The organism is Methanosarcina sp. A14 (assembly GCF_001729375.1).
Classification (GTDB): Archaea; Halobacteriota; Methanosarcinia; order Methanosarcinales; family Methanosarcinaceae; genus Methanosarcina; species Methanosarcina barkeri.
The window spans coordinates 1-13,643 of sequence record NZ_LZPK01000242.1 but is presented as its reverse complement, the minus strand read 5'-3'; the positions used below and the strand labels follow the sequence as shown (position 1 = coordinate 13,643).

Genomic DNA, 13,643 nt, shown 5'->3' with positions numbered 1-13,643 from the left:
GATCATTTAATGAATGTACCTTAACTGGGGGAGGGCTGACACTACATTACATTTGGCAAATAAGGTTTAATATTCCTTAAAAAACTAATCATTTTTCAAGGGGGCTAATATCCAGAGCAATTTAGCTCCGAATCACCTTCAGAAAATAATCGCTGGTGAAATCTCTGTATCCTTCTCTCATTACCTTTATCTTAATGTATCCTTCAGCTTTTCCCGGAGGCAGTTCGGGATTTGAAATTTTCAATATTACATTTCCTTCGAGGTCGGTAACGCCTGAATAGGCTTTCTTCCTATCCGGACTCCAGGCAATTACATTTGCGCCCCTTATACCGCGATTTTCGCTGTCAAACACTTTTACAGGCAAGCTGAGGTTTGTTTCCGTATTACTGCCTCCTTCAGTAGAAGGTAAGAAAAGTACACTCATATTTGCTGTAGCATACATAGGTTTTGGAGGAGTAGGGGCATTGCTAAGGGCCGTAAGAATCGTGCAAAATCCTATAAGACCCACAACAGTAAGCACGACAATCCTTATTGGAAGCCCCAGAGTTCCTGCTTCGTTGTGTTTGAATTTTTCACGCAGCATGTACGGCTCCTCCTTTCAATTTTACTTTTGGAAGATGCACAATTACCTGGTCTTGATTATCATTACAGCATCTTTTTTCTCGTAGTCATAAAAACCATCGGCCACAATATTCAGGTCCATTGTCCCTTCGTTCTGGTTAGGGTCAAGCCTAACCTCTGCACCTTGCGGAGTTGTCAGGTAAGTGAAACCATTAGCATCCGTAGTATTTGATGCTGCTCCACCAAGCCCTCTCAGAATAACGTTTGCGTTTCTTACAGGATTTCCATCGCTGTCAGTTGTCTTTACAACTACGGTTATTGTAAAAGGATTTTCTGCAGTACTGGCATCAACTATTATTGAGTTTCCGTTCTCAAGGGTGCTTGCACTAAGCCCTGCAGATTCCACAAATACCGACATGTCCTTTGTCGGGGTCGGCATGATCGAAATGAGTGTTGCAAGGGCAACCATCCCGACAACGAGCATTACAACGATATTAATCGGGAGTTCCATGGCTTTCTCATCATGTTTGATAAATTTAAATTTCTTCATAATCTCACCACTCTCAATAATTTCACTAAGTAATTAGCACAAGACATTATTAATATTTTGTTACAGATCTTTTGGTATATCTTAAAGATTTAGAATAAGCGAAGAATGGAAGCCTAGTAGAAAATTCGATGTTATAACTCGGATCCTTGAAAGCCTGGACCTGAATATATCTCTGAGTTTAAAAAGAAAGATGGGATGTAACTATCCCGCCTACCAAAAAAAATTGATAGATATTGATTTTGACGAAAACAAGGAGTTAAATAACTGCCTGATGAACGACGAAAAACGGTATCAATCACCGACAATTGGATAAAATTTATTTATGTAAATTTGTACATTGAATCATGATCTCGTCATGTATAATCAACATGTATTCAATCGCCTATTTATAGCCAGGTGCCGCTCTCGATAGCAGAACTTCTTGATGTGTTCCTTAAAAACTGTATATTTATATAGTTCTTTAACCATAATTTACTTATTATTGTAGAATAAACTTAACAATCAGAAACGAGGAGAAACAGTTTTTTGGCTCAAGAATGCTCTGACGACTCAGACGAATCAGATCGTAACCGTAGTTTCTTGTGTTTTTTAGGACTGCATGAATGGAAGCGGAAAAGCGGGGCATTGTTCTTTTTGCCAACAGTGCTCGAAAAACGCTATGAATGTGTACATTGTGGCAAATACAAGGTGACTTTTGAAAGGGAGAATAGCTCTTACAGTCTTCCTGCGGGGAGGTCTTAACTGCAAAAGATTTTACAATCCCTTTATATTTTGTCTAATTTTTTCTTTTCATATTTTCATATTTTATCTTTCTTTTAATTGGTTTCCTTCTGTCCTTCAATGATCTTCGTGCTGTACTTTTCGTTATGCGTAAAGTTAATCTATCTTAACTTAGTTTGTTAAAGCTATGAAAAGAATTGTGATTCTCGATTACGGGCTTGGAAACCTCCGCAGTGTTCAAAAAGGGCTTGAACACGTCGGATCAAGTCCCGCAATCTCAGGGGATCCTGGGGAAATTCTTGCCGCAGACGGTTTAATTCTCCCGGGCGTTGGCGCTTTTGTGGACGCGATGAAGTGCCTTGACCCCATCAAAGGGACTATAGAAGAATACGCACGGTCAGGCAAGCCGATGCTCGGGATCTGTCTTGGACAACAGGTTCTCATGAGTTCTTCGGAGGAAGGAAAGCTTACTGATGGGCTGAACCTTATTCCCGGAAAGGTGCTGCGCTTTCCAAAATCCGAACTAAAGGTGCCTCATGTTGGCTGGAACAATATTAAAATCAAGCAGGACCACCCTCTATTTGAAGGGATTCCTGACAACTCTTTCGTATACTTCGTCCACTCTTACTATGTGGACACAGCATCTGAAAACACCCTTGCATCCTGCAATTATGGGCTGGACTTTTCAGCTTCTGTCGTAAATTCTAAAGGTAATGTTATGGGTACCCAATTCCACCCTGAAAAAAGTGGAGCTATCGGGTTGAAGATTCTGAAAAACTTTATAGACATGTGCTGAAAGGATTTCTCTAAAAAGTTATCCCTTGTGCCCAAATCATTTTTTCATTTTTTCCGGATTATTAGTTCTGATTCCTACACACTTTGCGATGAGCATCTGAAATCAACAGGCTATCCCAAATTAGGACTACTTCAAATTAATGAACTACTTCAAATTAATGAACTACTTCAAATTAATGAACTACCTCAAATTAATGGACTACCTCAAAATAACAGATTATAAAAATAGACTGATACTTTAATGCCAAACTATTCCTGCCCTGCTATATTTCAGGGCAGAAAGATCCGCAAGAGATGGTTACTATGGATATAGAAGGCTACGCAAAACGGGCTCTCAGGGAGGACCCCTCAAACGAAGCAGGGCTTGAAGCAAAACTGGCTTCAAGAATTCTTGAAATTAAGCATATAAGTTTGGAAAAAGCTCATGAGATCGCGGCTGCGGTCGTTTGTGAGGCAAAAGCAACACTTGATGTGAAAGGAGACGTGTTAAGCCCCACTGTCTCAGGAGTTTCAATGGGAGAATTCGGGGTAGGTTCCAGAGGTACAGGGGACTTTTACGTTCATTCTAAGCTTGGAGAAGTTATAGGCAAGACAGGTGCTGTTGTAGATAGCTCCCAGCTAGACGACTCTGGAGTTGTCAAAATCGGTGAAGACTACCTTGTGGTTACAATTGACGGGCTTCATTCTCGCCTAAGTGACTTTCCTTTTCTCTCGGGCTTTCACGTAGCTCGGGCAGCTCTACGTGACATATATGCTATGGGAGCTCGACCCCTGGCAATGCTCTCCGACATTCATGTAGCAGACGACGGGGATGTAGCAAAGATCTTTGACCATATTGCAGGAATAACCACGGTCTCTGAACTTACCGGAATACCTCTTATTACAGGAAGCACGCTTCGAATCGGCGGGGACATGGTCATAGGTGAACGCATGACAGGCGGGGTTGGAGCTGTAGGCATAACCTCTTCTCTTACCTCGCGGAACCGGACTGAAGTAGGAGACCTTATCCTCATGACTGAAGGCGCAGGTGGGGGTACGATTTCCACAACCGCGCTTTACTATGGGATGCATGAGGTTGTGGAGGAAACCATTAATATCCGTTTCCTAGAAGCCTGCGAGGTCCTGTTGCAATCCGGACTACATAAAAAAGTACATTCGATGACCGATGTTACGAATGGAGGAATTCGGGGCGATGCCAAGGAAATCTCAAAGACCGCAAGGGTAAAACTGGTCTTTGAAGAAGAAAAGCTAAGGGCTCTTGTGAACCCAAAGGTGCTTTCAATGCTTGAAAGCCTGAAAATCGACTACCTTGGAGTTTCTCTCGATGCCCTGCTCATAATTGTTCCCCCTGCATATGCTGATGAAATCCTTAATACCGTCAGAGCTTCAGGTATTAAAATTGATGTCATAGGGCATGTTGAGGAAGGAAACGGAGCTGAAATCTTCTTAAATGGCGAATGCAGAGACTTCACACCAAGATTTAGAGAGTCTGCATACACACCAGTTAAAAAAGTTCATGGAGAAGGGAATCCCAGAGATTTCGAAGAAATGAGAGCAGCAATTGATAAGGCTGCGCTTGAAGCTATTGAAAAGAAACAAAAAGTACTCGAAAAAATAAGAAGTAAATAAAGCCTTTTGAAAAAAGATTTAGCGAAAATGAGGAAAATTGCGTAATCGAAGGTAAAATCAAAAACCTTTAAAAAAGCCTTTTAAAAAAAGGCTTTAATGAAAAGTAAAAGAAAAAAGAAATTGAACCGGAGAAGAGGGAATAATTACATTTTTTTCTTTACTAAAAGGGTTTCCCTTATTTTTCCAGTGATTTCGACCTCTACATTCGGTTCAATTTCCTCTTCTGAATGAGCTTTCCAGTATTCTCCTTTATAGCGGACAAAACCTGTCTTTTGAGGCCCTAAAGGATCTATGGTTTCGGCAGTTTCTCCTATAAACTCTCCAATAACCGGTTTTTTCTTTCTGATCTCTGTTACTTTATAGATTGCAAAAACCAGGAACAATCCGAAAACAACCGTAGGGGCAACAACCGTCAGGGTGAGAACCTTTCGAAACTCGGGGGTGTAAATATTTTCGCTTCCCATGGGTACAAGGAGTATACTTCCTATTATGAGGCTGATGAGACCCGCAAACCCGAATATCCCAAATCCGGGTACTTTAATCTCAATGATCAGAAGTCCTATTCCTAAAAGAATGAGGAAAATTGCCCCTATATTGATATCAAAACCTGTTCCTATCAACCCGAGTGCAATTGAGATGAGTCCAAAAACTTCTGCTCCGGCTCCCGGACTTGAGATCCCAAAAATTAGCCCATAAATTCCCAGGGTCAAAAGAAGGGAGGAGATAATCGGGTTTGAAATCAGCCCTAAAAGGGAGAGAGAAAATGGAGGTTCATAGTTTTCTATTCCTGCATTTTCGGTTTGCAGGACTTTTCCTTTTACCTCCTGCCCGTCAATCTGTGTCAGCAAATTTGGAATAGAAGGAGCTACATATTCTATTACGCCAGCCTGCAGGGCTTCTTGCGCGTCGAGATTTTTATTTTTCGTTATGACTTCTTCTGCAAAGGTCTCGTTTCTCCCGTGTTTACTGGCTGTTGCAACCGAAAACTTGACAAGGGCATTTATTATTTTCTCCTCTGTTATGGGTTTTGTTCCTTCCACAGACATCTGAACGGGCTGAGCTGATCCTATAACCGTGAAAGGCGCCATTGCAGCAATATCTGTTCCCATGAGGATGAGAGTCCCGGCTGACCAGGCTCTACCACTTTCGGGTACATACCCGATAACAGGCACGCTCGCATTCTCAATTGCGCTTATGATTGTTTGAGTTTCATCCAGACCTCCACCTGGGGTATTCAAGCTAATTACAAGAGCCTCAAAATTTTCATTTTCAGCTTTTTCTATCGCATCTGCTATAATATCATCTGAAGCCGGTGTAATAGCCCCGGATATTTCAAGCACAAGTACTTTCTGTTGAGGTCCTGCATCCCCAGAGGGTATAGAAACGGCTATGAGGATGAAACACAGGAATAAAATAAAGAAGAAATGCGGACCTCTTTTTACAGACATGGTTATCGGCCTTTTCTTGCTCATCCATTTCCTTCAGTTCTTTTTGCTGTTGTAATCCTTTTTATGCTTATTCTTGCCTTTGCTGCTCTTTTCTTTCCGCAATAGATGTAGATAAAGCCGCTATATTTCCGGTTTCAAAAGCCTGGGACTGAGTAACTACTATGAGGTTCTTTTCCCTGGAAATCTCGGCTAAAGTTTGCAGTTCTCTCAATTTAATTGCTGCCGGTACTCCTTCATAGGAAGTTGCAGCTTCTCTCATTTTCTGCGCAGCCTGAGATTCTCCTTCCGCAAGGATAATCCTGGCACGCTTTTCTCTTTCGGCTTCAGCCTGTTTGGCAATTGCTCTCTTCATTGTATCAGGCAGGGAGACGTCTCTAATTGTGACTCCTGTAACCTTGATACCCCAGGGATCGGTATACTTGTCCAGAAGCTCTTGAATTTGCTTATTAATATTTTCTCTTTCCGAAAGCAGCTCATCAAGTTCCATCTGGCCCATAACGTCTCTTAGAGTAGTCTGTGAAAGGGTAGAAGTTGCAAACATGTAATTTTCAACCTGAGTTATGGCAGCTCCAGGTTCTATGACCTTGTAATAAACAACCGCATCCACTTCAACCGTGACATTATCCCTAGTAATTACGGCCTGCTTGGGTACATCGATCGCAACAACTCTTAGATCTATTTTTAAAGCTCTATCGACAATTGGGATAATCAGAAAAATTCCTGGACCTTTTACACCACTGAGGCGTCCCAACCTGAAAATAACTACTCTCTCATATTCGTTAACCATTTTTATTGATTGTGAGAGTATTAATATTACAACTAATAATACAGGAATGTAGATTTGACTGGTAAAGATGCTCATAATTTTTGTGACCTCTCATTCCATTAATATTTAGATTAGACATAATAATAACTAAGTATTCTTTATACAGAGAATCAATAATAAACTTTCTATAAAATAAGTATTAATCATTCAAAAATTTTGCACCCTGCATTCTACAACCATCTGAAAAGTTATATTATTATTATTGTATTATTATTTATTATTACTTCCTTCTCCAGATTCTCAATTGAATTCACTTTTCAGATTTTGACGATATCGGAGAAGGAAATAAATGTCAAAAATGCAGATGCCTGATTGGATGAAACTATGAAGAAACTGCGAGAGACTCATTCTGATAAATAGTTGTCTCTGAAAACACTTATATTTGGAACATCGAAAATATAAAACATGGAAAAGTGAGTAAACAGAGAAAAAGAAACAGAATGATATTGATTTTTGGCCCTGATACGGCCACAAAGTTTGATCAGTGTACTTAAAAGCTGACAATAAGAACGAGAAACACTGTCAGGTTTAGAAACGTATTCTGAGCCACAAACAGTAGGTCAAGAAAACGCAGGTTCGGAAGAACCATTGGTGTTGATATTAATGATTAAAGAATGTCCAGACTGCCACGGGCGTGGCTATAAAGTTGTTTCAACTGAAATCTGCCCTCAGTGTAAGGGCAAAGGTAAATCAAAATCAATTGATTTCATGAAAATGTCAGAAAAAAATCTTGACAGCATTTTAAAAAATGGTGCTGAATGTGGGAAATGTAAAGGTACTGGAAGTATTGAAGTAACAACTCCCTGTAAAACCTGTAATGGTCTTGGGAAGATATACACATGCAAGATTTGTGGAGCACGTATTGAGAAACCCCAGGACCCCAATCAAGAAGTATGCGAATCCTGTGCCAATTCTCAGTATGTTTATGCCCTTGATGAGTCCTGCGACCTTAAAGACGTGGAAGCAGGAAAACTTTACCACGGAGTAGTGAGCAGTAAAGCTTCTTTTGGGGCCTTTGTCGACCTTAACCCTCATGTAAGAGGACTTATGCACTCTAGCAATATCGTTGTTCCTCCTGAAGTCGGGGATTCCGTGATTGTTCTGGTAAAAAGCATCAAAGCCGGAGGAAAGCTGGATCTGATACCAAAAACCATTAAAAAATACGAAACCGTCGAGGTTGAAAAGGAGCTTCCACTCAAGAATTCAGCCGAAATCGACCCAAGTATGAAGGGCAGGCTCCTAAGAATAGAAGGAGAAGTAATTCAGGTAAAGCAGACCAGTGGTCCCACGATTTTCACAATTAGTGATGAGGGAGGCTTTGTGCCCTGTGCAGCCTTTGAGAGTGCAGGAAAAAGGTCCTATCCGCATATTGATGTAGGAATGATTGTTTCCATTACCGGAGAAGTGACTCTGCGAGATGACCAGATCCAGATCGAGGTCATGAGCATGAAATTGCTGACAGGAGAGAAGGAAGCAGTTGTCAAGGGCAGAGTTGAGAGAGTAATTGACGAAAAAGCAACTCCTGCGGATATTCCTTTCCTTGTCAAAAGCGAAATTATGGAGAAACTTAAACCCAGGATGCTCCATGTTGCAAAAGAAATCAAAAAAGCTATTCTCCATTCAACCCCGATTATTCTAAGGCATCATGCCGATGCTGATGGTATTACCTCGGCAATTGCAATTGAAAGGGCTATCCTGCCCTTGATTACGGAAATCGGGGGAATGGATGCGGAATATTACTTCTACAAGCGTGCCCCGTCTAAAGCTCCTTTTTATGAACTTGCCGATGTTACGAGGGACATTTCGTATGCGCTTGAAGACCTTTCCAGGCACGGGCAGAAAATGCCGCTTATAATTCTCGTAGACAACGGATCAACCGAAGAAGACGTACCTTCAATGCGGCAGGCCAAAGTATATGGAATCGACATGCTTGTTATTGACCATCACCATCCGGATGATATTGTTGACCAGTACCTGATAGGGCATGTAAATCCTGCGCATGTAGGAGGGGATTTCGGAGTTACTGCCGGAATGCTCTGTGCTGAAGTCGCTCGTATGATCAATCCCAATATTAGCGATACAATAAAACATCTCCCAGCGGTTTCAGCAGTAGGAGACCGTTCAGAAGCTCCGGAAGCTGAAAGATATATTTCTCTTGTCTCGGACCGTTACACCCTTGAAGAGTTGAAGGAAATGGCTCTAGCTCTGGATTATGAGCAGTTCTGGCTGAAATTCAGCAGTGGAAAAGGCCTTATCGACGATATTCTGGACCTTGGGGATCATGAAACCCATAAAAACCTTGTTTCCCTGCTGTGCGAACAGGCAAATACCATGATCCAGGACCAGCTTGAGACCTGCCTCTTTAATGTCAAGTCTCAAAACCTGGCAAATGGAACCATCATGAACGTGATAGACGTTGAAAACTACGCCCATAAATTCACCTTCCCGCCACCAGGAAAGACCTCAGGAGAAGTTCATGACGTGCTTACCAAAAAATATCCGGATAAACCCGTGGTAACCATTGGATACGGCCCTGATTTTGCGGTTATCCGCTCAAAGGGTGTGCTCATGAATATTCCGAAAATCGTCAGAGAACTGCGGGAAGAAATAAAAGGTGCAGGCGTCAGCGGAGGAGGACATCTTGTCGTTGGCAGCATTAAGTTTGTAGAAGGGATGAGGACCGAAGTACTATCAAGGCTTGCCGAGAAAATCGGATCTGCAGAGGTCGAATATTAAAGGGCTTAAATAGCCTCTTTCCTTCCTTTGCTTCTATTCTGGATAGAAAGATTCTATTTTTTAATAGTCTATTTAAGATATAAAGTTTTTAAGATATTGAGTTCTCAAAAAGTTATAATCTTAAAACATGTCTTCACAAGAGTTTTAATTTTTATACAAAATATATTTAAAAATTACTCCGCAGACTATTTTTCATAAAATAATAAAGACAATCTTAATTAAACACTAATTATAAAAAATACTGCAAGTTCTGGGAAACCTTTCACTTGGAAAGGCTCCCATACAAAAGAGTTATTAACAGTTTATCCTTGCTTTGTTTTAGTCCAGGCGTACAATCCTTACAAGAGACCGGATTGGGACATTAGCAATCATATCTGCGCCTTTTTTATCTACGAGAACTGCTACAGCTCTTGGTTTTGCGCCCATTTCCCGAAGCTGCTCAATGACTTCCATAGTTGTGGAACCTGTGGTAATAACATCGTCTACGATCACACAGTTCTTGCCGGCAACGCCTCCGAAGTTTCTACTTATTGTTCCTTTCTGACCTGGCTGGACTACATCTTGTCCTTTACGGGAATGATACAGGGCAAAATCAGCTCCCAGTTCATTTGCCATCATGCTTGCTAGGGGAATGCCGCTTGCAGCGACACCGACAACAACGTCGACTTCGGCGTTTGTTTTTTCCAGAGTCTCAAGCACCATGTCGCAAAGCGCAAGTGAGATGTAGTGGAGCCGTGTAGCACTTTTTCCGATATTGCTCCAGTTTACGGAAATATCCTTCGGAGCAGGGGCTGCTACTTCTTTTTTCGAACGGGTTAAAAGCCAGGTAACCGTTTCCCTTGAAACATTGAGTTCGTCGGCAATCTGGCCGGTTACAAGCCCGTTACTTTGCAATTCCACAGCTTTCTGGATTAAATCTTCTATGTTCTTCATGCCTCCATTCCCACCTGAATTTTTATCTGGCTGTATTTTTTGGCACTTTATCGGCACTTTTTCGGCACATTTTACAACTTATTAACAACGTTTGCCTCGAATACTGCCTGGAAAACTATATTCAAATGTACATTCTCTCAATTAAAGACATTATTACATTATCAAGCATTATATCTTTTTCTTTAGCTTAAGAGTAACTCTTTTCTTTTCTACTTTTTTTCCTTTTTTTCTTAAGGGGGGAACCACAGATAGGGCAGACATCCCCTTTGTCAAAAGTTTTTTTACAGCCTATACACTGCTTTTGCCAGATAATAATATCCTTTATTTTTTTCTGGGCAATGGGTTTAACCTGAATTCCAAGCTGCACAGCAACGTTCTGGACTGCATAATCATCCGTAAGCAATATGCCCCTATCTTTATATTCAAGAGCTTTTGCGAGGATTTCAAGGTCCGTTTTTGAGAGCTCTTCGGAGTCCCGCGTGTGCTCAGCCATTTTTCGAACTTCTGTTACCATTTCAGGCTCTGGCCATTCCACACGTAACCCTCCTTCTTTTGCAAGATCAAAACGAAGTGCGGAGTCCCTACTTTTCAATTCTTCCGCAACCGAAGGAACGGTAATTATAAGGGAACTGTCCAAGTCACAGTTTCCCATTATAAAAACAGCTGAGTCTGCTATGTAATAGGTCATTTTTCTTCTCTTTTCTCTTTTAGTATATAATTGATTCCCGTCTGGGTCCCGTATATGGAGGACGGTGCCCGTTATGCTAACGTCTTTTGCTCAAGCGGGCTTGAGTTACTCAAAGTTATTCTAAGGTCACGTAACGTCATGATCAACCAGCGTAACGATTGCGGCACAACAGTTACGCTCAAGAGGGTAGTTTCAGGGAAGTTTCAAAACTCTTCTATATTTTTAGCAATATTTGCTTATAATTATTGAATATAATTGAATCGGAAATATGAAGATCATAAGGAACGGCTACTTTCCGTTATGATTAGAAAGCCTGAAGTGTTATCTTCGACTGATTGAATAGATAACAATTACAGTATCAAAGGTGGCCAATGAAATAGCTGTTGGCAATCCATGTAGGGTGAAATGTAAGATTATAGAAATAGATAAAAGTTAGAAGAGATATAAAAATAATTTTAGAGAGATGTTGCATTATGAATAAAAATATACTGATACTTACTGGTAGTCCACGGAATAACGGAAATAGTGACATGCTGGCAGATGCCTTTATGAAAGGAGCACAGGAAAAGGGGCATACCGTAAATAAAATCAAAACGGCAAAACTCAATGTTAGTGGATGTAAGGCCTGTATTATGTGTTGGACAAAAGATGGAACCTGCGTTCAATGTGATGATATGAAAGAAATTGAACCACTAATTGAGAGTGCAGATATGCTTGTACTGGTTTCCCCGTTATATTTCTTTGGGATTTCTGCACAGTTAAAGGCTGTAATTGACAGGTTCTGTGCCTACTGTGTGGATAGCCGTAAAAAATCCCTCATAGTAAAAGAATCTGCTTTAATTATGTGTGGAGCGTGCGATGACGAACGATTTTTCAGCGGTGCCATAGACACTTACAAATATACGGCAGATTATATGAAATGGGAAGACAGGGGTATCTTAATAGCCACCAGCGTATCAGCAAAAGGAGATATTTTACAAGGAGATTGGCTAGATAAAGCGCAAGCTTTTGGCACTAGCATTTAAAGAACTTATCCTTTTCCACAACCCGAGTTTCGCTAACCTAATAGAGTTTCAGGTGTCCGTTATCCTTTTCGCTACGCTTCACTCAAGAGAACTAATTTTTGGGTGAGACATATCCAAAAGTTTTTACCTGCGTATTTGATAAACCCTTTCATCGACAAACCCTTTCATGATTTTGTTGGAAATGATTTTTTTGGAAACATCTTGAAAGGGCTTGAAAATGAAGAAATTTTTATTTAAAACAGATTCGTTTTCCGGATTTACTTAGGGCAAATTTCCTTGAGACCAGTGGCTACATCAGCCAGAAGTTCGACAGGAATTCCCATAATCATTTCTTCCTCTGAGATTTTGGTATATGTCCTGCTGCCACTGCAACCGACTGTGACTCCGATTTTGCCTTCTTTGTATACATTCACAACCCCGTCGGAGCACAGGCTCTGCTTTCCTGCAAAACTCGCTTCAACCCTGCCTCCTGTTTTGTACATTGCAGCCTGTGTAAGTAGCATTATTTGTTTAGGATTACCGATAACAACAACAACATCTGGAATAAATGTGGCTTTTTCCAGAGGAGAGTACAGGATAGCCTCAGTTGAGTGCGGCGGAAGCTTGGGAACTCTTTCAAGGGTACGCCTTGCAGCGCCCTGGGTGCTGAACTGTTTGAGTTTATTAAAATAAAATTCTCCACTTGCGACCTTTGGAGGCATTTCGCCAAGGCCCATTGCACCAGCGCCACCTTTACACATCTGGTCATCGATAAGGGTATAGAACTCCTCACCTGTTCTTCTCACTCTGTCAACCAGCTGACAGTGCCTCATAGCTTCATCTACTTCTTTCATTCCTTCAGGAATTTCTCCTCCTTTCGGGATCAGCTTTACTGCAACAGGAGAAGTCTTCAGTTTCAGACAGTCTACAAGTTCTTGTCCATATTTATTGATCTCTTTTACATCCATGTTCTCAACTCGGGTTTTGAAACTTTTGTTACTCCTAAGATAGTAATACTGTTTTAGTATTTCATAAGTATATTCAAAAGTTGTTTGTCTAGTTGCCTAGTTCTGGGCAAATAAGACATGACAAGTTTTGATCAAAAGATTCCTAAAAGTTTAAGAGTTATCTTATCAGTTACGGGCAAATTCTTGTCAGTTACAGACAAATAGTACATGATAAGATTCGATATAAGTATTCCCGAGTTTATATGTATACAGGTGACATCTCACAGTACTACCTTTTTCGGTAGTTTTTTTCCAGTACTGAAGATCTTCCCAAAAGAACTATAGGGGTTGTATAGAGTACTGAAAATTCATTCCAATTTATCAAAAATAATCTCCATCTTTCCCATGTCTCGAGCGAGATTCTTCGAAATCATGCCATTTTCGAGCCAGCAAGCGTTCATTACTGCTGCCGGGACAAGACAGGTAGGTGTAAGGGGCGCTTCAGCCGATTTCTGGCTAAGAATGTTTTCGGGACCTCCCATAAGGTCTTTCAGTTCCATATCAAAATGTGTACCCCACTTTCGAAGTTTTTTGCATGTGGACTTAATATGTATATGTGTGCTCTTTCCCTCTTTAGTGGCAATTATCTTTGTCTTATGTCCACATATTGTATTCAATGAAATCTCTGTAACCATTGTTATCTCTCCTCGTTATTTCTCCTGAAACGTCGGATCCTTTTTTCAGTTAAGAATTTAAATTGGAAATTAATATTTCAACTTTAACTGTAACAGATTCATTCACTTTAG

At 40.8% G+C, this 13,643-nt stretch carries 12 protein-coding genes; 4 read left to right on the top strand and 8 right to left on the bottom strand.

The genetic code is table 11. The features are described from left to right. Positions 1-121 precede the first annotated feature (121 nt). Both A9239_RS11710 and A9239_RS11705 read right to left on the bottom strand, forming a co-directional pair. Positions 122-583, bottom strand: coding sequence for a carboxypeptidase regulatory-like domain-containing protein (locus A9239_RS11710; protein ID WP_048119450.1), 462 nt, complete (start codon positions 581-583; stop codon positions 122-124). 42 nt (positions 584-625) lie between these two features. Then, positions 626-1,111 (bottom strand): Ig-like domain-containing protein, encoded by a 486-nt coding sequence (locus tag A9239_RS11705; protein ID WP_048119453.1) that lies wholly within the window; start codon positions 1,109-1,111, stop codon positions 626-628. 907 nt (positions 1,112-2,018) lie between these two features. Between A9239_RS11705 and hisH the strand changes: the two genes are divergently transcribed. Both hisH and A9239_RS11695 read left to right on the top strand, forming a co-directional pair. Continuing rightward, entirely contained in the window at positions 2,019-2,627 is a 609-nt protein-coding gene (gene hisH, locus A9239_RS11700; RefSeq protein WP_048154833.1) for an imidazole glycerol phosphate synthase subunit HisH, read from the top strand. Between the two features lie 302 nt (positions 2,628-2,929). After that, a complete protein-coding gene (locus tag A9239_RS11695) occupies positions 2,930-4,255 on the top strand; it encodes an AIR synthase-related protein (protein ID WP_048119463.1) in 1,326 nt (441 codons plus the stop codon). A 143-nt stretch (positions 4,256-4,398) separates the two neighbouring features. Here the strand turns inward: A9239_RS11695 and A9239_RS11690 are convergent, their stop codons facing one another. Then, the gene (locus A9239_RS11690; protein ID WP_176722133.1) at positions 4,399-5,727 is read right to left on the bottom strand and encodes a nodulation protein NfeD; all 1,329 of its coding nucleotides are present in this window, start codon (positions 5,725-5,727) and stop codon (positions 4,399-4,401) included. Positions 5,728-5,770: 43 nt separating this feature from the next. Further along, positions 5,771-6,565 (bottom strand): slipin family protein, encoded by a 795-nt coding sequence (locus A9239_RS11685; RefSeq protein ID WP_048119466.1) that lies wholly within the window; start codon positions 6,563-6,565, stop codon positions 5,771-5,773. A gap of 567 nt (positions 6,566-7,132) precedes the next feature. On the opposite strand from A9239_RS11685, the gene A9239_RS11680 reads away from it, so the two are divergent. Continuing rightward, the gene (locus A9239_RS11680) at positions 7,133-9,265 is read left to right on the top strand and encodes a DHH family phosphoesterase (RefSeq protein WP_048119469.1); all 2,133 of its coding nucleotides are present in this window, start codon (positions 7,133-7,135) and stop codon (positions 9,263-9,265) included. A 318-nt stretch (positions 9,266-9,583) separates the two neighbouring features. On the opposite strand, the gene A9239_RS11675 is transcribed toward A9239_RS11680, so the two are convergent. Further along, positions 9,584-10,198, bottom strand: a complete 615-nt coding sequence (locus tag A9239_RS11675; RefSeq protein ID WP_048119473.1) for an orotate phosphoribosyltransferase-like protein — start codon at positions 10,196-10,198, stop codon at positions 9,584-9,586. 187 nt (positions 10,199-10,385) lie between these two features. After that, positions 10,386-10,886, bottom strand: coding sequence for an NOB1 family endonuclease (locus tag A9239_RS11670; protein ID WP_048119476.1), 501 nt, complete (start codon positions 10,884-10,886; stop codon positions 10,386-10,388). Positions 10,887-11,359: 473 nt separating this feature from the next. Here A9239_RS11670 and A9239_RS11665 point away from each other — a divergent pair, with 473 nt between their 5' ends. Beyond that, positions 11,360-11,911 (top strand): flavodoxin family protein, encoded by a 552-nt coding sequence (locus A9239_RS11665; RefSeq protein ID WP_048119480.1) that lies wholly within the window; start codon positions 11,360-11,362, stop codon positions 11,909-11,911. 257 nt (positions 11,912-12,168) lie between these two features. Here the strand turns inward: A9239_RS11665 and A9239_RS11660 are convergent, their stop codons facing one another. Together A9239_RS11660 and A9239_RS11655 are read right to left on the bottom strand one after the other, a co-directional pair. Further along, the gene (locus tag A9239_RS11660) at positions 12,169-12,858 is read right to left on the bottom strand and encodes a DUF169 domain-containing protein (RefSeq protein ID WP_048119483.1); all 690 of its coding nucleotides are present in this window, start codon (positions 12,856-12,858) and stop codon (positions 12,169-12,171) included. Positions 12,859-13,205: 347 nt separating this feature from the next. After that, the gene (locus tag A9239_RS11655) at positions 13,206-13,532 is read right to left on the bottom strand and encodes a DUF6951 family protein (protein WP_048119486.1); all 327 of its coding nucleotides are present in this window, start codon (positions 13,530-13,532) and stop codon (positions 13,206-13,208) included. Positions 13,533-13,643 lie beyond the last annotated feature (111 nt).

Coding starts and splice junctions, on each gene's coding strand:
- A9239_RS11710 (WP_048119450.1), bottom strand. CDS start 583: ATGCTGCGTGAAAAATTCAAACACAACGAAGCAGGAACTCTGGGGCTT.
- A9239_RS11705 (WP_048119453.1), bottom strand. CDS start 1,111: ATGAAGAAATTTAAATTTATCAAACATGATGAGAAAGCCATGGAACTC.
- hisH (WP_048154833.1), top strand. CDS start 2,019: ATGAAAAGAATTGTGATTCTCGATTACGGGCTTGGAAACCTCCGCAGT.
- A9239_RS11695 (WP_048119463.1), top strand. CDS start 2,930: ATGGATATAGAAGGCTACGCAAAACGGGCTCTCAGGGAGGACCCCTCA.
- A9239_RS11690 (WP_176722133.1), bottom strand. CDS start 5,727: ATGAGCAAGAAAAGGCCGATAACCATGTCTGTAAAAAGAGGTCCGCAT.
- A9239_RS11685 (WP_048119466.1), bottom strand. CDS start 6,565: ATGAGCATCTTTACCAGTCAAATCTACATTCCTGTATTATTAGTTGTA.
- A9239_RS11680 (WP_048119469.1), top strand. CDS start 7,133: ATGATTAAAGAATGTCCAGACTGCCACGGGCGTGGCTATAAAGTTGTT.
- A9239_RS11675 (WP_048119473.1), bottom strand. CDS start 10,198: ATGAAGAACATAGAAGATTTAATCCAGAAAGCTGTGGAATTGCAAAGT.
- A9239_RS11670 (WP_048119476.1), bottom strand. CDS start 10,886: ATGACCTATTACATAGCAGACTCAGCTGTTTTTATAATGGGAAACTGT.
- A9239_RS11665 (WP_048119480.1), top strand. CDS start 11,360: ATGAATAAAAATATACTGATACTTACTGGTAGTCCACGGAATAACGGA.
- A9239_RS11660 (WP_048119483.1), bottom strand. CDS start 12,858: ATGGATGTAAAAGAGATCAATAAATATGGACAAGAACTTGTAGACTGT.
- A9239_RS11655 (WP_048119486.1), bottom strand. CDS start 13,532: ATGGTTACAGAGATTTCATTGAATACAATATGTGGACATAAGACAAAG.